18 protein-coding genes are annotated in these 21,309 nt (G+C 34.3%); 10 read left to right on the top strand and 8 right to left on the bottom strand.

Features of this window, described 5'->3' with window-relative positions:
• The first annotated feature begins 96 nt into the window (after nt 1-96).
• Complete coding sequence (locus ACFPH8_RS06635) at nt 97-1,092, top strand: transporter (protein ID WP_376859517.1); 996 nt, start codon at nt 97-99, stop codon at nt 1,090-1,092.
• A gap of 14 nt (nt 1,093-1,106) precedes the next feature.
• Entirely contained in the window at nt 1,107-2,225 is a 1,119-nt protein-coding gene (locus ACFPH8_RS06630; protein WP_248399869.1) for a GTP cyclohydrolase, read from the top strand.
• Between the two features lie 56 nt (nt 2,226-2,281).
• Here ACFPH8_RS06630 and ACFPH8_RS06625 read toward each other — a convergent pair whose 3' ends face one another.
• From ACFPH8_RS06625 to ACFPH8_RS06615, 3 genes are all read right to left on the bottom strand, one after another.
• A complete protein-coding gene (locus ACFPH8_RS06625) occupies nt 2,282-3,541 on the bottom strand; it encodes an aminotransferase class I/II-fold pyridoxal phosphate-dependent enzyme (protein ID WP_248399879.1) in 1,260 nt (419 codons plus the stop codon).
• A 145-nt stretch (nt 3,542-3,686) separates the two neighbouring features.
• Nucleotides 3,687-4,724, bottom strand: a complete 1,038-nt coding sequence (locus ACFPH8_RS06620; RefSeq protein WP_376859514.1) for a PLP-dependent cysteine synthase family protein — start codon at nt 4,722-4,724, stop codon at nt 3,687-3,689.
• A gap of 75 nt (nt 4,725-4,799) precedes the next feature.
• Nucleotides 4,800-6,857, bottom strand: coding sequence for a S9 family peptidase (locus tag ACFPH8_RS06615; protein WP_376859512.1), 2,058 nt, complete (start codon nt 6,855-6,857; stop codon nt 4,800-4,802).
• Nucleotides 6,858-6,931: 74 nt separating this feature from the next.
• On the opposite strand from ACFPH8_RS06615, the gene ACFPH8_RS06610 reads away from it, so the two are divergent.
• On the top strand, nt 6,932-7,255 hold the full coding sequence (locus ACFPH8_RS06610) for a YbaB/EbfC family nucleoid-associated protein (protein ID WP_248399885.1): 324 nt from the start codon (nt 6,932-6,934) through the stop codon (nt 7,253-7,255).
• A 56-nt stretch (nt 7,256-7,311) separates the two neighbouring features.
• On the opposite strand, the gene ACFPH8_RS06605 is transcribed toward ACFPH8_RS06610, so the two are convergent.
• On the bottom strand, nt 7,312-8,337 hold the full coding sequence (locus ACFPH8_RS06605; RefSeq protein ID WP_376859510.1) for a threonine aldolase family protein: 1,026 nt from the start codon (nt 8,335-8,337) through the stop codon (nt 7,312-7,314).
• Between the two features lie 90 nt (nt 8,338-8,427).
• Here ACFPH8_RS06605 and prfB point away from each other — a divergent pair.
• From prfB to ACFPH8_RS06590, 3 genes are all read left to right on the top strand, one after another.
• Nucleotides 8,428-9,538, top strand: a protein-coding gene (gene prfB / locus ACFPH8_RS06600) for a peptide chain release factor 2 (protein ID WP_376859508.1) whose coding sequence is annotated in 2 segments (ribosomal slippage) — nt 8,428-8,490 and nt 8,492-9,538 — 1,110 coding nt in all. Because the reading frame shifts where the segments join, the coding sequence is not laid out codon by codon here.
• A gap of 9 nt (nt 9,539-9,547) precedes the next feature.
• Nucleotides 9,548-9,889 carry an arsenate reductase (glutaredoxin) gene (gene arsC / locus ACFPH8_RS06595; RefSeq protein ID WP_248399891.1) on the top strand — a complete coding sequence of 114 codons (342 nt, stop codon included), beginning with the start codon at nt 9,548-9,550 and terminating at the stop codon, nt 9,887-9,889.
• 110 nt (nt 9,890-9,999) lie between these two features.
• On the top strand, nt 10,000-12,462 hold the full coding sequence (locus tag ACFPH8_RS06590; RefSeq protein ID WP_376859505.1) for a TonB-dependent receptor: 2,463 nt from the start codon (nt 10,000-10,002) through the stop codon (nt 12,460-12,462).
• 174 nt (nt 12,463-12,636) lie between these two features.
• On the opposite strand, the gene ACFPH8_RS06585 is transcribed toward ACFPH8_RS06590, so the two are convergent.
• From ACFPH8_RS06585 to ACFPH8_RS06575, 3 genes are all read right to left on the bottom strand, one after another.
• Nucleotides 12,637-12,816 (bottom strand): ATP synthase subunit B family protein, encoded by a 180-nt coding sequence (locus ACFPH8_RS06585; protein ID WP_066256759.1) that lies wholly within the window; start codon nt 12,814-12,816, stop codon nt 12,637-12,639.
• 96 nt (nt 12,817-12,912) lie between these two features.
• Nucleotides 12,913-13,959: a T9SS type A sorting domain-containing protein gene (locus ACFPH8_RS06580; protein WP_376859503.1), complete on the bottom strand. Its 1,047-nt coding sequence runs from the start codon at nt 13,957-13,959 to the stop codon at nt 12,913-12,915.
• 62 nt (nt 13,960-14,021) lie between these two features.
• Nucleotides 14,022-15,329 (bottom strand): APC family permease, encoded by a 1,308-nt coding sequence (locus ACFPH8_RS06575; RefSeq protein WP_376859501.1) that lies wholly within the window; start codon nt 15,327-15,329, stop codon nt 14,022-14,024.
• Nucleotides 15,330-15,487: 158 nt separating this feature from the next.
• On the opposite strand from ACFPH8_RS06575, the gene fumC reads away from it, so the two are divergent.
• From fumC to ACFPH8_RS06555, 4 genes are all read left to right on the top strand, one after another.
• Entirely contained in the window at nt 15,488-16,888 is a 1,401-nt protein-coding gene (gene fumC / locus ACFPH8_RS06570) for a class II fumarate hydratase (RefSeq protein WP_376859499.1), read from the top strand.
• A 40-nt stretch (nt 16,889-16,928) separates the two neighbouring features.
• Complete coding sequence (locus ACFPH8_RS06565) at nt 16,929-18,362, top strand: T9SS type A sorting domain-containing protein (protein WP_376859497.1); 1,434 nt, start codon at nt 16,929-16,931, stop codon at nt 18,360-18,362.
• 97 nt (nt 18,363-18,459) lie between these two features.
• Nucleotides 18,460-19,695 carry an imidazolonepropionase gene (gene hutI, locus ACFPH8_RS06560; RefSeq protein WP_376859495.1) on the top strand — a complete coding sequence of 412 codons (1,236 nt, stop codon included), beginning with the start codon at nt 18,460-18,462 and terminating at the stop codon, nt 19,693-19,695.
• On the top strand, nt 19,679-20,248 hold the full coding sequence (locus ACFPH8_RS06555) for a hypothetical protein (RefSeq protein WP_376859493.1): 570 nt from the start codon (nt 19,679-19,681) through the stop codon (nt 20,246-20,248). The genes hutI and ACFPH8_RS06555 overlap by 17 nt, the downstream gene beginning before the upstream one ends.
• Before the next feature lie 77 nt (nt 20,249-20,325).
• Here ACFPH8_RS06555 and ACFPH8_RS06550 read toward each other — a convergent pair whose 3' ends face one another.
• Nucleotides 20,326-21,210: a chromosome partitioning protein ParA gene (locus ACFPH8_RS06550; protein WP_248399915.1), complete on the bottom strand. Its 885-nt coding sequence runs from the start codon at nt 21,208-21,210 to the stop codon at nt 20,326-20,328.
• Between the last annotated feature and the right edge of the window lie 99 nt (nt 21,211-21,309).

Genomic DNA, 21,309 nt, shown 5'->3' with positions numbered 1-21,309 from the left:
AAATTTTTACAAAAATACAATTCTTACTATTTAAATTACCTCTTAAATACTTAAAAAAAATATAAAATATCTATATTTGAAATCAAACAAAAACTTATGAAATCAATTAAAGCCTATTTATTTCTACTTGTTTCGTTTACAACAGGTTATTCGTACGCGCAATATACCGAAGTTATAAATTCCAACAGACCTGGTGTTTCAAGAAGTGCATTTTCCGTAGGAACTAATGTGGTTCAGTTTGAAGTTGGCCCTTATATTTTAAATGAAAACCACAACCTTTTAAACCGAGAAGACAAAAGCTTTGGTGCTGATTTTGCCGTTCGCTATGGCTTTTTATTCCCACAGTTAGAAGTTAATGTGGAAGGGACCTTTCAATCTACTAACAGGACTGAAACCTATATAGCCGGAATAGCCAATGACGAAACCTTAAGCAATTTTAAAACGCTAACGGTTGGTGCTAAATATTTGGTATATGATCCTTATAAAAATGCCGGTGAAGAGAAACCAAATTTAAGAAGTTGGAAAGCTAATAATAAATTCAAATGGAAGCAATTAATTCCAGCGGTTGCCGTTTATGCAGGTGCCAATTTTGATCCTAAAGACAATCCGTTTACGGCTTATGGTGTTGAAGGCTTTAGTCCAAAAGTTATGGTGGGAACGCAAAACAACTTTTCAAGCGGATGGGTATTTGTTACCAATTTTATTTTAGATAGAATAGGAACAGATCAGTCTGATTTCTCATTTATTTTAACCCTAACCAAATCTATAACAGACCAATGGGTTCTATTTGGTGAAACGCAAGGTATAAGCAGTGATTTTTATGCAGATAATTTAATTCGTTTTGGTGGAGCGTATTTATGGAGTAAAAATTTCCAACTTGATACCGCTTTAACTTTTAATACAAAAGATACGCCTACTGTATTTGGTGTTACTATTGGCGCATCCTACCGATTGGATTTTCATAAAGACAAAGAAGGAAAAGACGGTACATCAGCCGATGAAGAGTTGGAGCGTCGAGAGAATAAAGCGCGAGGTAAAAATAAAAACAAACGCGAAAAAGAAGATACTGATTTTGATGAGGGTTTAAATTAGATGCCGAAAGCCATATGATACAATTACACGAAGTAAAAAACAAAAAAGAGTTAAAACGTTTCGTAACATTTCCATTTTCATTATACAAAGATTCAAAATATTGGGTGCCTCCCATTATATCTGATGAAGTTGGTACATTAAGTGCCGATAAAAACCCAGCCTTTCTTCATGCGGATGCGCGCTTTTTTTTAGCTTATAAAAATAATGAAATTGTTGGTCGTATAGCCACTATTGTGAATTGGACAGAAGTCAACGAACAGAAAGTTAAAAAAATGCGTTTCGGTTGGTTTGATATTATTGATGATATTGAAGTATCCAAGGTCTTATTAGATAAAGTGGCCGAAATAGGCAAACAGCATAATCTTGATTATATGGAAGGACCTGTTGGTTTTTCTAATTTAGATAAAAATGGTGCCTTAACCGAAGGTTTTGATCATATTGGAACTATGGCAACTTGGTATAACCATCCCTATTATATTGATCATTTTAATCAATTGGGTTTTGAAACGGAAAAAGAATACATAGAAAGTAAATTCGCTTTTAAAAATTTACCAATAGAACGTTTTGTTAGAGCAAACGACATCATTTTAAAGCGTTTTAAATTAAAAGCTGGCAGTTACACGAAAACCAATGAAATAATACCACACCTAGATAGTATGTTTGATTTGTTTAATCAATCCTATTCTAAACTTTCCTCATTTGTTCCAATTTCTAATCCACAGCGCGATTATTTTAAAAAGAAATTTATCAACTTTATCAATCCAGAATATATAAAATTTGTATTTGATGAACATGATAAAATGGTAGCCTTCGCCATCGTTTTACCATCATTTTCGGAGGCTTTACAAGAAGCAAAAGGTAAATTATTTCCATTTGGATTTTTGAAACTATTAAAAGCGAAAAAATCCAGTAAAACAGCTTTGTTCTATTTAATTGGTGTGGATGAGCAGTATCAAAATAAAGGTGTAACGGCTATTATTTTTAATGAATTTCATAAATCGTTTACAAAATTTGGCGTTGAAACTTGTATCCGACTGCCGGAATTAGCGGATAATCATGCATCACATCAAATATGGAAAGATTTTGACACCAAGATTATTAAACGACGAAAGACTTTTAGGAAAGCATTATAAAAAAAGGCCGGTTTTAAATTAAAATCGGCCTTTTTGGTTATGTTATATTTATTGAATTACTTTTCCATAGCAGCAGTAACTGCAGCAGATAAACGCTTATAGGTTCCGTTTTCTAAACGGGTTCTTATCGCATCAAAAGCATCCAACGTAACTCTTACATCTTCCAACGTATGTGTTGCAGTTGGAATCATTCGTAGTAAAATTAATCCTTTAGGAATCACTGGATATACAACGATAGAACAGAAAATACCATAGTTTTCACGCAAGTCTTTTACTAATGCCATAGCTTCAGGAATACTTCCTTTTAGGTAAACTGGTGTTACACAACTTTGTGTTGTTCCAATATCAAAACCACGTTCTTTTAATCCAGATTGTAGCGCATCAACAATTTTCCAAAGGTTTTGCTTTAATTCTGGCATGGTACGTAACATGTCCAAACGTTTTAAAGCACCAACTACTAACTGCATTTGCAATGATTTCGCAAACATTTGCGAACGTAAGTTGTATTTTAAGTAATCTATAATTTCTTTATCAGCCGCAATAAAAGCACCAGTACTTGCCATAGATTTTGCAAAGGTTGCAAAATAAACATCTATACCATCCTGAACGCCCTGCTCCTCACCTGCTCCAGCTCCAGTAGCACCAAGTGTACCGAATCCGTGTGCATCATCCACAAAGAATCTGAAATTATATTTTTTCTTTAATTCTACGATTTCCTTCAAACGACCTTGCTCACCACGCATACCAAAAACACCTTCTGAAATCACTAAAATTCCACCGCCAGTTTGTTCTGCCATTTTAGTAGCACGCTCCAAGTTTTTCTCTAAACTTTCAACGTCATTGTGCTTGTATGTAAAACGTTTACCCATATGCAAGCGCACACCGTCAATAATACAGGCGTGAGCATCCACATCATAAACAATTATATCATCTTTAGATACCAAAGCATCAATAGTTGATACCATTCCTTGGTACCCAAAATTTAATAAGTAAGCCGCTTCTTTATCAACAAAAGCTGCTAATTCATTTTGTAGTGTTTCATGAAGTTCCGTGTGACCGGACATCATACGTGCACCCATTGGATATGCAGAACCATAAGCTGCACCAGCTTCAGCATCTACTTTACGAACTTCTGGGTGGTTAGCTAAACCTAAATAATCGTTTATACTCCATGTTACCACTTCTTTTCCTCGGAATTTCATACGATTAGAAATTTCACCTTCTAATTTTGGGAATACGAAATAACCTTCGGCATGGGAAGCCCATTTTCCTAGAGGCCCTTTATCTCTGTATATTTTATCAAATAAATCTCTCATAAAGCTATTAATCTAGTTAGATGATGCAAAATTAGATATTTAAAATTTCACAACATAATAATTTTACGTTCTATTATTAACAACACATGATAGTTAACTAAAAATGTTTAGAGCTAACTATCATGTGTTATATATGCGGACATCCTTAAATAAATTCGATGTCTTCTTTATCTTTTACTTTGGCAGTATCTAAAAAGCCTTGTTCCTTCATCCATGTATCGCTATAAATTTTACTCATATAACGTGAACCGTGATCTGGAAAAACAACAACAATGACATCATTTTCACCAAATGCATTTTCTTCATTTAATTGTTTGATGGCTTGCATAGCTGCGCCAGAAGTATACCCTACGAATAAACCTTCGGTTTTAGCAATTTCACGAGCTGTAAGTGCACTTTCTTCATCGGTTACTTTTACAAATTCATCAATTGCATCAAATTCAGTAGCTGTTGGAATTAAGTTTTTTCCTAAACCTTCTATACGGTATGGATAGATTTCTTTCTCGTCAAATTCCCGTGTTTCATGATATTTCTTCAACACAGAACCATAGGCATCTACGCCTAAAATTTTAATATCCGGATTTTGTTCTTTTAAATATTTAGCAATTCCAGAAATAGTTCCTCCGGTACCACTACACGCCACTAAATGCGTGATTTTACCTTCGGTTTGACTCCAAATTTCTGGACCCGTAGAATGGTAATGGGCGTCTATATTTAATTCGTTAAAATATTGGTTGATATAAATAGAACCTGCTGTTTCTTCATGTAAACGTTTGGCAACTTCGTAATAGGATCTCGGATCGTCTGCAGCTACATGTGCTGGACAAACGTATACTTTGGCTCCCATGGTTTTTAGCATATCAATCTTATCTGGAGACGACTTTGAACTCACCGCCAAAATACATTTATATCCCTTTATGATACTCACCATAGCTAAACTAAAACCAGTGTTTCCAGAGGTTGTTTCTATTATAGTGTCGCCAGGTTTTAAAATACCTTGCTTTTCAGCTTGTTCAATGATGTATAGTGCAATTCTATCTTTGGAAGAGTGTCCTGGATTAAAGGCTTCTACCTTTGCAAAATAGTTACCATTAAAAGGTGCTGTAATTGTATTCAATTTTATTAAAGGCGTGCTACCAATAAGATCTAACACGCTATTGTAAACTTGATTTTTGTGTCCCATATTTGCTATTTGAGTAACTCCATTTTTTGGTAAAATGCAGCTTAAAACCTCGCAAAAATACAACTTTTTTTTTAACTATTGGTTAATTCCCTCTAAATCCAGTAAAAACGCGTACTCCAATGCCACTTCTTTTAAACTCTCAAATCGTCCAGAAGCACCGCCATGCCCCGTATGCATATCAACTTGTAACAATAATATGTTTGAATCGGTTTTTAAATCGCGTAATTTGGCAACCCATTTGGCGGGTTCCCAATACTGAACTTGAGAATCGTGAATTCCTGTTGTAACCAAAAGATTTGGATAGTTCTGTGCTTTTACGTTGTCATAAGGTGAATAAGATTTCATATAATGATAATAGGTTTCTTCATTAGGGTTTCCCCATTCGTCATATTCGCCTGTTGTTAGTGGAATGGAATCATCCAACATTGTTGTTACAACATCTACAAATGGAACAGCTGCTACCACGCCATTATATAATTCAGGATTTCTATTAATAATAGCTCCCATAAGTAAACCACCTGCTGAACCGCCATTAGCATACAACTGTTTTGTTGTTGTATAATTTTGTTCAATGAGATACTTGGAACAATCTATAAAATCTGAAAACGTATTTTCTTTCTTTAATAATTTACCGTTCTCATACCAATCGCGCCCTAAATATTCGCCGCCTCGAATATGAGCAATGACATAAATAAAACCGCGATCCAATAAACTTAAACGGATAGTAGAAAAATAAGGATCTATTGTAGCACCATAAGAGCCATAAGCATATAACAACACCGGATTTTTTCCATCTTTTTTTATCCCTTTTTTATGAACGACAGACATCGGAATTTTTTCTCCATCTCTGGCTGTTGCCCAAATGCGTTCAGAGGTATAATCATCCTTATTAAAGTTACCTAAAACATCTTGTTCTTTTAGAATGGTGTTTGTTTTCGTTTTAAAATCAAATTCCATTACAGAACTTGGCGTTGTCATAGCGTTGTAACCATACCGCAAAACATTTGAGTTAAACTCTGGATTATTTCCTAAATAGGCTGTATAGGTTTCACTGTTAAAAGGTAAATAATAATCTTCGGTACCACTCCAACTAATAACACGTAATTTATTAAGACCTTTAATGCGTTCGTTAAGTACATAATAGTCGCGAAATATTTCTATATCCTCTAAAAGCACATCTGGTCTGTGCGGAATAACATCTACCCAATGCGTTTTACCTGTATCAGTTTCTGGGGTTTTTTGAAGTTTGAAATTAATGGCTTTATCATTATTTGTAATAATATAAAAGGCATCATTATAATGCGCTATAGCATATTCCAATCCGCGTTCACGTTCCTGAAACATCTTAAATTCACCATCCGGATTATCAGCTGACAATATGCGATACTCAGACGTTAAGGTACTTGAAGAGCCAACAACAATATACTTCCTAGACTTTGTTTTATATACAAAAGCATTAAAAGTTTCATCTTTTTCATGATAAACCTCTTTATCTTCTGACGCTTTCTCATTTATATTATGCTTAAATATTTTATAAGCACGTAAGGTCACAGGGTCCTTTACCGAATAAAAAACTGTTTTATTATCACTTGCCCAAGTACAACCACCTGTGGTGTTTTTAATTTTATTAGGATGTAATTTCCCTGTTTCTAAATTCTTTATTTGGATGGTGTATTGACGTCGGCTTACCGTATCCACCGAAAACGCAGCCATAGTATTATCTGGACTTATAGAAATACCACCTAACTTAAAGTATTTATGTTTTTTAGCCAGTACATTACAATCAAACATAATGTACTCTTCAGCTTCTAACGACTCTTTTTTACGCGTATAAATAGGATAATCCTTTCCAGTTTCAAAACGTGTTATGTACCAATACCCGTTATAGAAGTATGGCACAGACTCATCATCTTCCTTGATTCGCGCTTTCATTTCCTCAAAAAGTGATTTTTGAAAATTTTCCGTAGGCTTCATTACGGCTTCGGTGTAAACATTTTCGGCGTTCAAATAGTCTATAACTTCTGAATTCTCCCGATCGTTAAGCCAGAAATAATTATCTATACGTTCATCTCCATGTATAATTAGAGATTTCGCTATTTTTTTAGCTATTGGAGGGTTGGATATTTTTTTCAAAAAAAGAGGGTTTAATCAGCTGGCAAAAATAGAAAAATTAAATAGCTTTGTATCTAATAAAAATTGATATTATTATGTTTGGAGATCTTATGGGAATGATGGGTAAAATTAAAGAAACCCAAAAGAAAGTTGAAGAAACAAAAATGCGTTTAAATTCCGTGCTTATTGATGAAACGAGCGCAGATAATAAATTGAAAATCACGATTACGGCCAATAGAACCATTAAAGATATTAGTATTGACGAAGCGCTTTTAGAAGACAAGGAAGCGCTTGAAGATTATTTGGTTCTAACCTTAAATAAAGCCATTGAGCGCGCTAGTCAAGTTCATGAAACTGAAATCGCGGCGGTTGCTAAAGATGGCATGCCAAACATTCCTGGAATGGATATGTTTAAATAAAGGGTGGATTAGCGTTTCCTTTAATCTTGCCTATTTCTGAATGACAATAAAATACTTTATACCGTTGCACCGCTTAAAACCGTCATAAAGTAGTCATGCATGGAATCGGTGTAATCTAAATGGGTAACTATACGCAACTTTCCACTTCCCATACCACTTAATCGAATTCCTTTTTCTGAAAAATAGTTTAGAAACTTGGCTTCTTTTTCACGTTCCGCTAATTCAAAAATAACAATATTAGTTTCAACAGGAACGACTTTCTTTATAAATGGTAAGGACTGTAAAACAACGCCCATTTCTTTAGCTTTTTGATGATCGTCAGCTAAACGCTCCACATGATTATCTAAAGCAAATAAGCCGGCAGCGGCCAAATAACCAACTTGTCGCATACCACCTCCAAGAATTTTTCGGATTCTAATGGCGTTTTGCATGATTGCTTCATCGCCAATTAAAACGGAACCAATTGGGCAACCCAATCCTTTACTTAAACAAACTGAAATGGTATCGAATACCTGACCATAATCTTGAGCGGTTTCATTTTTAGCTACCAATGCATTCCACAAACGAGCGCCATCTAAATGAAAACCTAATTCATTGGTATCACAAACAGTTCGAATTTTTTTCAATTCTTCAAAATCCCAACACGAACCTCCACCTCTATTTGCGGTGTTTTCAACTTCAACGAGTTTGGTTAAAGGACTGTGATAAAAATCCGGCGGATTAATGGCATCTATAACTTGCGCTGCGGTAAACATACCATGATTGCCTTCTAATAATTTACAAGAAACACCACTATTAAAGGACACCCCTCCACCTTCATAATGATAAATATGGGCATCTTTATCGCAAATCACCTGGTCGCCAGGATTGGTATGCAGTTTTATGGCGGTTTGGTTCGCCATAGTTCCTGTAGGAAAAAATAAGGCTTTAGGCTTTCCAAATAGTTTGGCTAACCGCTCCTCTAGTGCATTTACCGTTTCATCTTCTTTATAGACATCATCGCCGACTTGAGCAGATAACATAGCGTCCAACATCCCTTTTGTTGGTTTGGTAACTGTATCGCTTCGTAAATCAATTTTCATAAAAACAACTATTAAATTTGGCTTAAAATTAATCCATTTTAAGTTTTCTGTTGGCGCTTTTAATTATATTTTTGTTAAAATTTAAAAGCTATGATTACTTCAGATCAAATTAAAGATCTAAAAAACCGCCTTGAGAAATTAAGGCACTATCTTTGACGTAGATGCCAAACTAATTGAAATTCAAAACGAAGAGGAACAAACCTTCGATCCTAATTTTTGGAATGACTCCAAGGCTGCCGAAGCCATTATGCAATCCTTAAGAAATAAAAAGAAATGGGTTTCTGGATATGAAGAAGGTGTCTCACTTCACGAAGATTTAGAAGTTATTTATGAGTTCTATAAAGAAGGTGAAGCCACGGCCGAAGATTTAGAAAGTCGTTTTGAAAAAACCGAAACCCTTATTGAAGATTTAGAGTTTAAAAACATGCTTTCGGAAGAAGGTGATAGTTTAAGCGCTGTATTACAAATTACGGCTGGAGCCGGTGGTACGGAGAGTTGTGATTGGGCAAGCATGCTGATGCGTATGTATTTAATGTATGCCGAAAAAAGTGGCTTTAAAGTTAAGGAGTTAAACTTCCAAGCAGGTGATGTGGCCGGAATTAAAACCGTAACCTTGGAACTAGAAGGCGATTTTGCCTTTGGATGGCTGAAAGGTGAAAATGGGGTGCATCGTTTGGTACGGATTTCTCCTTTTGATAGTAATGCCAAGCGCCATACTAGTTTTGCTTCGGTTTATGTGTACCCTTTAGTTGATGATACGATTGAAATAGATATTAACCCAGCAGATATTGAAATTACTACAGCACGCTCTAGTGGTGCTGGAGGTCAAAATGTAAATAAAGTTGAAACGAAAGTTCAGCTAACCCACAAACCGTCAGGTATTCAGATTTCTTGTAGTGAAACACGATCGCAACACGATAACCGCTCACGTGCAATGCAAATGTTGAAATCGCAATTATATGAAATTGAATTGCAAAAACAGCTCGCGCAACGTGATGATATTGAGGCCGATAAAATGAAAATTGAATGGGGAAGTCAAATTCGTAATTATGTGATGCATCCTTATAAATTAGTTAAAGATGTAAGAACCGCTCATGAAACTGGAAATGTAGATGCCGTTATGGATGGTGATATTGAACCATTTTTAAAAGCCTATTTAATGATGATGGGGCAAAAAACAGAAGAAACGGATAAACTATAAAAATAAATTATGATAACAATTTATCACAATAATCGCTGTAGCAAAAGCAGAAGTGGATTGGAAATTTTAGAAAATTCAGGGAAACCGTTTGAGGTGAAAAAATATTTAGATGATGTGCCTTCGGAAGCTGAACTCAAAAATGTTATATCCTTATTAGGTATAAAACCTATAGATTTGGTTAGAAAAAACGAGGCCATTTGGAAAGAACAGTATAAAGGTAACGATTTGTCGGATGCCGAAATTGTTTCAGCCATGGTTAAAAACCCGAAACTAATTGAGCGCCCGATTGTTGTAAATGGTAAGCAAGCTGTAATTGGCAGACCACCAGAAAATATCTTCGAAATCATTTAAAATTAAAGGCTTTGATTGTTAAAATTGAAGCTTTTTTATTTAACAAATTTTTAACCAAAACCCTTTAAACCAAAGGCTATTTTTGCAGTCTTATACGCAAAAATAGATTCATGAATAAACTAATTTTATCATTCTCCCTAATCGTTTTAGCAGCATTCAACCTGACTGCTCAAAACAACAAAGAAGTTACCATAACAGGTAAAGTATTTGAAAAAGCAACTAATTTTCCACTTGAATACGCAACTGTTGCCTTTATTAATAAGGCTGAAAATCGAATTGTTACAGGTGGTATTACAACAGAATCAGGCGCTTTTAGTATTCCTGTTCCTAGTGGAACCTATGATGTTACCATAGAATTTATTGGCTTTGACAAATTAACAATTCCAAACCAAGTTCTTACTTCAGATAAAAATTTAGGCACAATTGGATTAGCTGAAAATGCGCAAGCACTAGACGAAGTAGAGATTATAGCCGAAACAACAACGGTTGAAATTAAGCTAGATAAAAAAATATACAATGTAGGTAAAGATTTAACGGTAAGAGGTGGTACTGTTAGTGACGTATTAGACAATGTTCCCTCGGTATCTGTGGATGTGGAAGGAAATGTAGCTTTACGTGGTAATGAAAATGTAAGGATTTTAATTAACGGAAAACCATCTGGATTGGTAGGTTTAAATAGTACAGACGCCTTACGTCAATTACCAGCCGAATCCATTGAACGCGTAGAAGTTATTACCTCGCCTTCTGCTAGATATGACGCTGAAGGAACTGCTGGTATTTTAAATATTATTTTACGTCGTAGTAAACTTCAAGGTTTCAATGGTGCGGTTACAGCAAACTTTGGTCACCCAGAATCGGCAGGAATTTCAGGAAATATTAACTATAGAACTGGAGATGTTAACATTTTTAACACGACTAGTTATGACTACCGTAAAGTTCCAGGTAACTCATCTACCTACACACAGTTTTATAATAAAAAATATGATAGTATGGGTAACTTAATAAGCGATTTACCAGATACTTTTGTAGATGAAACCAATGATTATGACCGTATTCGTAAAGGCATAAGCACCAATTTTGGTGTGGAATGGTATATTACAGATTCGGCATCTTTAACAGGATCTATTTCCTACAGAAATGGTGATAATGAAAGTAATACAACAAATAGATTAACACAGTATGACGTTAATGGTGCTTTTGTTTCCGAATCTAATCGTTTTGATCCAGAAGAAGAGGAAGATAAAGTTATGCAGTACGCATTAAACTTTATGAAAGATTTTGACAACAGTGGACACAAATTAACATTAGATTTTCAATATGAAGATAATTCAGAAGATGAGTTTTCTGAAGTATTTGTTGAAGGTATAAATTCTGAACGAGTTTCTACTATTGAAGATCAACGTCGTATTTTATTACAAGCTGATTATGTATTACCAATCGGTGAAAAAAGTCAATTTGAAGCAGGATATCGCGGAAACTTTAATGACCAAGACACAGATTATAATGTAGCGCTTTTAAATACGAGCACCAATGAATTTGAAAATGCAACAGGCCTAACCAACTTTTTAAACTATCGTGAATATGTGAATGCGGCTTATACCCAGTTTGGTAGTAAAATTGGTAGTAAATTTTCGTTCTTATTGGGATTACGTTTAGAAAATACACGTATTACTATTGACCAACCTACAAGTGGTGATTTTAGTAAAAAAGACTATAATGGTCTATTTCCAACGGTAAATTTAAGCTATGAGTTAAGTGATAATGAAAATGTAACTATGGGATATAGCAGACGTATTCAACGTCCAAGATCATGGTTTATAAATCCGTTTCCTTCTCGTTCTAGTGTTACCAGTATTTTTAGAGGAAACCCGGAGTTGGCACCTAGTTATTCTGGTTTATTTGATGTGGGCTATTACAAGAAGTTTGGTAAAGTATCTTTAAATACCTCCGCTTACTACCAACACGCTACAGATGCATTTAGCTTTGTAAGTTTCGATACAGGAAGAACAGAAACTGTTGATGGTCAAGAATTAGCCGTAATAGAACGTACGCCAATTAACCTAGCAGAAGAGAATAGGTATGGTTTTGAGTTTACCGTAACGTATAACCCAATGAAAAAGTGGAATGTAAATGCCAACTTTAATATTTTCCAACAATCAGTTATTGGAACCACCCCTAACGGTTTATCTCTAGATAATGATAATACAAGTTGGTTTGCACGTTTAAACAATAAATACACATTACCAGGTCAGATAGAATGGCAAACAAGTTTAAATTATAGAGGACCTTCTTCTGATGCACAAAATGAGCGTGAAGGTGTTTTCTCTGCAAATATGGCATTTAGCAAAGATTTATTTAATGAAAAAGCATCTATTGCTTTCAATGTAAGTGATTTACTTAATAGTAGAAAACGTACTATGAATACATCAACAGATACGTATTATAGTACATCAGAATTTCAATGGCGTGAGCGTAGTTTCAACGTATCATTCACTTACCGCTTTAACCAACAGAAGAAACGTCAAGACCGTGGCGGATCCAATGGTGGCGGTGATTTTGATTACGAAGGCTAATTTTAAAACCCACTATAAATTAAAAGACTGTCTGAAGAGGCAGTCTTTTTTTTGGCTTTAATTTGATTTGTGTACAAACCATACGGCGTTTAGATGAAAAACCATAAAAACTGGTCATAAAAAAACGTCCAAAATTTCTTTTAGACGCTTGTATATATGTGTTCTAATTTAAGATTAGCTCAACGCTTCTCTTTTGGCTTTCTTCTCTTCACGAATTTCTTTCATACGTTCAATTAAAGCACCTCCAATCCAATAAGGAATGACAAATGTTATTAAAAAAATCATTAACCAAAAACCGATTGTTAAAATGGTTAAAAATGCTAAAAACCCTAAATATTGGTCAAAATCGAACATAATAAAAATTTCTTTTGTTGATAACTATGGCAAATATACGTGAAATGCTTTTTTTACACAACAGTAAATTCAAGATTTATTAACATCTTTTATTTCCTATTGTTTAATAACTTTTAAGAATGTCTCATTTTGTAAATGTCCCTCTAATTTTAAATAATAAAGTCCTGCACTTAAACTACTCATATTTATTTGGCTGTTAGGCTTTACAGTTCCATTGAGCACTTTAGCACCACTAATAGTGTATAGTTCGAATTGCTTTTCTTCCTGCAAACCTGATAACCGGATAAACTGTGTGGTAGGATTTGGATATATTCTTGGAAGAATAACAGACTTATTACCTTTAATACTCAACAAAGTTCCTAGATTTTCCACTTTAAAAATTTTATCTCCCTGACCACCAGCAATAAAAAGTTCGTTGTTATGGACTAACAAGTTTAAAGGCTGGCCACTCAAGTTTGATAAGAATTCTTCAGCTACTAAAACAGGTTCATTCATATCTACAGTCATCAATTTATAACTTAATCCCAAGCCTACAATTAATGTGTATTCAAAAAAGGCTAATGAGTAAATATTAGATTCGAAATCGGAAATAACATCTTCAATTACCGGATTAGCGTCTGTAATATTAATTTTTGAAACTTTATTGGCATAGCCAAAATATAACTCATCTCCTTTTAAGGCGAAAGCCAAAATTCGCGCTTCAATATTCTGAACAACTATTACAGCATATGGATTGGTAGCATTTAAATCTATTTTAGAAATTCTATCTTCACCTGAAATAAATAGTTCATTTTCTGTAGCTATTAATGCGCGCGGTATGTTGGAGTAAATTACACGGGTTTCTGTAGGATTAGGATCATTGATATTTATTTTCCATACATGTTGGGTTGCAAAATACAGTTCATCACCAACCAAGCAAACAGCCCGTGGATATGTTAAATTAGTAGCTATATCTTCCTTCACAGGATTACTAATAGATATATCAGCTTTGGATATTACGCCTGAATGTTCCGCAATAAATATCTCTTCCCCACTTATGGCAATTCCAATGGGATGATCTAATCCGGTTACAACATCCACTGTTTGAGAGAATAAATTGTTAGTAAATAGGAATACAACTACTACGAGTAAATTTTTAATCATCAATTGTTTTATTTTAATTACTAAACAAAGAAGCACCTTTTAAATTAAAATTTAAGAATTCCCTAAGCATTATTTTTGTTTGATTCCTGTTTCTTGTAGAAATATTCGAAGATAAAACAACTAAATATAATTGCTAAAATGACTACGACTCCAACCAAATTTGATTGATATTGCTGAATGACTAAAGTAACAAAAGCTATGGCGCACATTAGAAACCCTATTAAGGGAATTAATTTTTTCCCTTGTATTTCACGAGATAATTTAAATGCCACATAATTTACAATGGCAAAAATTAATAAAAATCCTGCGCTTCCAGCAGTAGAAATACTTTCAAGCTCTAAAGTATTTGCTATCAATAAGGTTAACACGGCCGTAATAAGTAATCCAATAGGCTGATTCCAGAGTTTACTAGTTAAGTGATGTGGTAATTCATCATCTTCCGCAACTTCAAAACTCACACGACTTCCACCATAAAGGGATGCATTTATTGCCGAAAAAGTTGAAATTAAAGCAGCTACCGTAATAATGGTAAATCCTACTTTACCAAGCATGGGTTTGGCTGCTTCCGCTAACACATAATCTTCTGCCTTTGCTATAGTTTCAAATGGTAAAGAACCTACTGTTACTATTGCAATAATAACATATAGAAAAACCACAAACCAAACGGAATAATTATAAGCTTTAGGGATATTAATTTCTGGATTAATAATATCTGGTGCCGCATTGGCAATAAGTTCAAAACCTTCATAAGCTACAAAAATAACCATCCCTCCCGTTAATAATAAAAGTGGACTTTCCCAATTAGAAACAGCAAGTTGCTCAACGTTAGGATTGCCAAACAACCCATACAGACCAACAACTATAAAACCTAGTAATATAAGTAGCTTTATTATTACAGCATAAGATTCTATTCTACTTACCACTGCAATACTGTAGTAATTTATAATAGTCGCTATAATTATAATTCCACTTAAGTATACATGCGAATCCAATGAAGAATCTCCTGTAATTTCAAATAAATTAGGCGCATAAGATCCAAAAGCAGAAGCATAAAGCGAAAGCATAATAATATAACTCACCCACAACAAATTATTGATTGCGCCACTAAAAACAGTTTTCCCAAAACCCTGATTTATAAACTTAACAGTGCCACCTCTATCGGGAAAAGCTAATGATAATTTTGAATAACTATAAGCTGTCAAACTCGCTATAATTCCAGCAAAAAGGAATGCAATGGGAGTGCCACCTTGTGCTAATGAAACGGCTAATCCTAACACCGCAAAAATACCACCTCCAACCATACCTCCTATTCCAATGGATATGGCTTCACGTAAACTTATTTTAGCATTGGAATTTGTGTTGTTTTTCATAAAATCATGGAATCGTTATAATTAAAAGTAACATTTTTTATTTATTGGTAACCTTTAAGGGAAGATTTTCTAACAAATAACACCTTAACAGCTACTGGATTTAGTCATAAAATCGTAATTTTGCAGAACAACTAAATTTATTTCAACTTATATATATCATGAATTTTAGAATAGAAAAAGATACCATGGGCGAAGTTAAGGTGCCTGCGGAAAAACTTTGGGGCGCACAAACAGAACGCTCCAGAAACAACTTTAAAATTGGTGCACCTGCATCTATGCCATTAGAAATTGTTTACGGTTTTGCTTACTTAAAAAAAGCAGCAGCCTATACAAATTGTGAATTGGGTGTGCTTGCTGAAGAAAAACGCGATTTGATTGCGCAAGTTTGTGAAGAAATTTTAGAAGGCAAACACGACGACCAATTTCCTTTAGTTATCTGGCAAACCGGTTCTGGTACACAAAGTAATATGAATGTTAATGAGGTTATTGCCAATAGAGCACATCAAATTGCTGGTAAAACCATAGGTGAAGGTGAAAAAACCATTCAACCAAATGATGATGTCAATAAATCGCAATCGTCAAATGATACCTTTCCTACAGGCATGCATATTGCAGCTTATAAGAAAATTGTGGAACATACGATTCATGGTGTTATTCAATTACGAAATACACTTCATAAAAAATCATTAGCTTTTCATGATGTAGTAAAAATTGGACGTACCCATTTAATGGATGCTACACCTTTAACTTTAGGTCAAGAATTTTCGGGTTACGTATCCCAATTAGATCATGGTTTAAAGGCTTTGGAGCATACATTACCTCACTTATCGGAATTAGCCCTTGGTGGAACTGCCGTAGGAACAGGCTTAAACACACCTGAAGGTTATTCAGAATTAGTAGCGAAATACATTGCTGATTTTACTGATTTACCGTTTGTAACAGCACCTAATAAGTTTGAAGCTTTAGCGGCTCACGATGCTTTGGTTGAAACACATGGCGCTATGAAACAATTAGCCGTTTCTTTAAATAAAATTGCTAATGATATCCGAATGATGGCTTCAGGACCACGTTCAGGGATTGGTGAAATCACGATTCCAGCAAACGAACCTGGAAGCTCCATTATGCCAGGAAAAGTAAATCCAACACAGTGTGAAGCATTAACTATGGTGTGCGCTCAAGTTATGGGTAACGACGTGGCTGTTACTATTGGCGGCATGCAAGGTCATTATGAATTAAATGTTTACAAACCAATGATGGCTGCCAATGTTTTACAATCGGCACAATTACTTGGTGATGCTTGTATGAGTTTTGATGAGCATTGCGCACAAGGCATTGAACCTAACCACGATGTTATTAAAAAATTATTAAATAACTCATTAATGCTTGTAACCGCTTTAAACACCAAAATAGGCTATTATAAAGCTGCAGAAATTGCAAATACAGCTCATAACAATGGTACAACCTTAAAAGAAGAAGCTATTAATTTAGGCTATGTAACTGCGGAAGATTATGATGCTTGGGTTAAACCAGAAGATATGGTAGGCAGTATAAGTAAATAAAAATCAATATATTACGCTATTAATAACAAATTTTAAAAACATGAAACAAAATTTACTCCTATTTACAGGATTGCTTTTTATGAGCTTTTCTGTAAATGCACAAATATCATTTGTAAAAAGCACAATTGATGCGAGTACAAGTGCAGAACCATATACCATAGCCTCTGGATATTTAGATGGAGATGCCTATTTAGATTTGGCTGTAGGATCCGATGTTACGGGTGAAGTAACCTGGTATAAAAATAATGGTGATGGAACATTTGCAACCGGTATCATTTTAACAGCTGTAGGTCCTAATGCTTTATCTTATGTTGAAGGATTAACAATTGCCGACATAAATGGTGATGGTGATAACGATATTATAGCAGCAAGTTATGTTGGTGGTAATTTAGTATGGTTTGAAAATAATGGTGACGATACCTTTCAACCTGCTGTGACAATTTCATCCAGTATTGCTGGTGCAGGAACGGTTATAGCAGCTAACATTGATAATGATGTAAATGGCTATTTAGATCTTATAGTCACTTCTTATGATGGCCATAGTGTCGTATATTTCTTAGGAAATGGCGATGGTACCTTTGGAACACTTCGTTATGTAGTTCCAGTAACGCCTGGTAGTGGTCCTGGGACAATGGATATAGCTGATTTTGATGGCGATGGCGATTTGGATGTTGTTGTTGGATTCACAGGAAATGGCGATGTTAAATTATATGACAATCGTTTAATTCCAGATGGTCTAGATGGTTCGGGCAACGTACCTTTTATAGCTTATACAAATAATGTGGATACCGGAAATGGTTTTTTGTTTTCAGTTATATTTGCAGACATCAATGATGATTCTAATCTTGACATTGTGAGATCAGACAATAATCCAGGTGCAAACCCGGCCATTGCTTGGTATTCAAATGATATAAGCGGAACTGGCACCACATTTACAGAAACCACCATTGCAACCACTATAAATAGATCCGCTGCCATAGGTGTTGCCGATTTTAATAACGACTCTTACAATGATTTAGTTGTTGCTAATGGTCGTGCAACAGATAACGATTTTATATGGTTTACCAGTAATGCCACTGGTGGCTTGGGAAGTGAAATTCTTATTGATGATAATAGTTCTGCAGCTTTTGATTTAGAAATTCAGGATTTTGATAATGATGGCGATCTAGATATAGCAAGTATTAGCTATTTACAAGATGACGTTTTTATTTTTAAGAATGATTTATTTACCTTAAGTACTCCAGAATTTCAAGTTAGTACATTTGGTATCTATCCAAATCCAACTTCTAATACCTTAAATTTTAAAACAACAAATCAAGAGCCTTTCAAAATTCTAGCATACAATATTTTAGGTAAAGAGGTTTTAAATACAACAGTTTTGAATAATTCTTTAGACGTTTCCATACTTGCAAATGGCGTATACCTTTTGAAGGTTGAAAACTTAGACAAAACATTCAAATTTGTAAAGCAATAACAAAACGTCCATTTATAATATCTAAAACGCTAGTAATAATTTTTGCTAGCGTTTTTTTATTACCCAAAATTTAAGCAACTTTGAAAAAACTACTATCGTGACGACATTAATAACAAACATTCAAGAATTACTTCAAGTTAGAGACACAAACATTTTAAAGGTTTCTGGAAAAGACATGAAGCAGCTACCAACCATTAAAAACGCCTATCTTTTAATAGATGATGATACCATTGTAGGCTATGGCTATATGGAAGATTGTAAAAATATTGAAGCAGATACAGTAATTGATGCCACAGGAAAAGTGGTTTTACCTACGTGGTGTGACTCTCATACACATATTGTTTATGCTGGAAATAGAGAACAGGAATTTGTTGATAGAATTAACGGTTTAAGTTATGAGGATATTGCCAATCGTGGAGGTGGTATTTTAAATTCTACTGAAAAATTACAACAAACCAGTGAAGACGATTTATTTGAACAATCTGTTAAACGATTAAAAGCCGTTATGAAATTAGGAACTGGCGCCATAGAAATTAAATCTGGCTATGGACTAACAGTAGAAGCCGAATTAAAAATGCTTCGGGTTATCAAGCGATTAAAACAAGATTTTCCTCTAAAAGTCAAAGCAACACTTTTAGCAGCACACGCAGTGCCAAAAGACTATAAAGACAATAAAGATGGTTTTGTTGATTTAGTTATAAATGAAATGATTCCAAAAGTTGCCAAAGAGCAATTGGCAACCTATATTGATGTGTTTTGCGAAAAAGGTTATTTCGATTTAAACGATACAGAACGTATATTAAAAGCTGGTAAATCACATGGATTAATTCCTAAAATTCATGTAAATCAATTCAATGCCTTTGGTGGTATTGAAGTAGCTGTAAAAAACCAAGCCCTTTCTGTAGATCATTTGGAAGAATTAAACGAAAGCGATATTGCCATGCTGAAAACAGGTAATACCATGCCAGTCGCACTTCCATCTTGCTCCTATTTCTTAAGCATCCCTTACACACCAGGACGCCAGTTAATTGATGCTGGATTACCACTAGCATTAGCTTCAGATTATAACCCAGGCTCCACCCCTAGTGGAAATATGAATTTTGTGGTTAGTACGGCATGTATAAAAATGAAGTTAACACCAGAGGAAGCCATAAACGCAGCCACAATAAATGGTGCTTATGCTATGGGAATAAGCGCTATGTACGGCAGTATAACACGTGGAAAAAAAGCAAATATCATTATTACAAAAGCCATTCCTAGCTATGCTTTTTTACCCTATGCTTTTGGTGATAATCATATTGACACGGTCATGATAAATGGACAAATTGTTTAATTTCAATTTAACACAACAATCTAAATTATCTCAAGAACTCTTACATATAGGTGTTTCTAATTTTAATGACGCGCTTACCTATGTTCAAAATTTACCCTATGGAAGGAACAGCAATAGAATTGAATATACGCTAATACTAAAAGAACACAAAGGAACCTGCTCTACAAAACATGCCTTTTTAGCAGCACTAGCAAATCAAGAAAATATACCTCAAGTAAAACTCTTTATAAGTATTTATAAAATGTATGAAGAAAACACAGAGGGTGTTTCAGCAGTATTAGAAAACTACCAGTTACCTTATACTCCAGAAGCTCATTGCTATTTGAAAATAAATAATAACATAGTAGATGTTACAAGAAATAGTAACAATCACATTTCTTTTGAAGCCTCATTACTTTATGAAGAAGAAATTGTATCACATCAAATTGGTGATTATAAAGTAAAACGTCATCAAGATTATTTAAAGGACTGGATTGTTTCAGAATCAATCACTTATAATTTTAAAACCATTTGGAATATCCGAGAAGCTTGTATTCAAAGCATTTCAAAATAATTAAATAAAAAACCCGAAAGCCTAAACTTTCGGGTTTTACTAGTATTAGCTCTATGGAAAACTATTACTAGTTTATTTTAATCTAATATAAATTCTGAAGTAGCTACTAAATCTTTCTGATTAAAAACATTAACCATATAGCGACCTTTTTCAAACTTGTTATCACCATTTGGTGAAACAAATTCACAAATATTTAAACTAGAATTTTCATAATTAAATTTACTAACAAGACTGTAATTTAATACCTTTTCACCAAATTCAATTTGCTCATTAGCTCCCATGGTATTGTTTTTTGGGTCAATAACCTGAATATATAATTCTTGATCACCGCCTTGTACTAATGTGTTTTTTGGAACGGTAAAACATACACGAATTTTATCAGCACGTCTTGCACTTTCAGTAGGAATTAATTTTCCTGAATTTCGTTCAATAACACCATAACCTTTTAAGCTAACGGCTCCTAAAACGGCTGCATTACTAACTACTTCAGCTAATGCTGTATTTTGAACCATTAAGGAATCCGTAAACATAGTACGTTCTTCCAAACGGATTTTAGTACTATCTAAAGAGGTCGCTAGCAACTCATTTTCAATTTTCAATCGGTCATTTTCAGTTAATAACACATTCATTTCTTTCTGTAATGCTGTGTATTTAGACTTGTAGCGGTATAAACTCTGTACGTTCGTTTCAGATACTTTAAGCGAGTCAATTAAACCTTGAATACGTCCTTTGGCTTCAACTAACTTTTCATTGGCTATAGTATTATCGCCAATGACAATATCATATTGCTTGGCCATATTGCTCAAATCGTTCATCACCATTTCCTTCTCTTGCAATAATTGCGTTTCCGTTTCCTTTTTTTCATTGTAAAGCTTGGAAGTATAAATTCCTGTAGCTACAAATAAAACTAAAGCAATTCCTAATGCCACTTTTAATCCTGTACTGTTTTTATTAGATTCCATAAATAAATTCGTTTTTTAAAAAATTAAAGTTACTACTAATTTTGTGCTTTTTTAAGCAATTGTTTTTAAAGTTTCAAATATAAAGTACATTTATACTTT

This window comes from Bizionia hallyeonensis, from assembly GCF_042657385.1.
In the GTDB taxonomy this organism is placed as follows: domain Bacteria; phylum Bacteroidota; class Bacteroidia; order Flavobacteriales; family Flavobacteriaceae; genus Algorimicrobium; species Algorimicrobium hallyeonense.
Note: the sequence above shows the minus strand (reverse complement) of the source record. Positions and strands in the feature narration are given on the sequence as shown.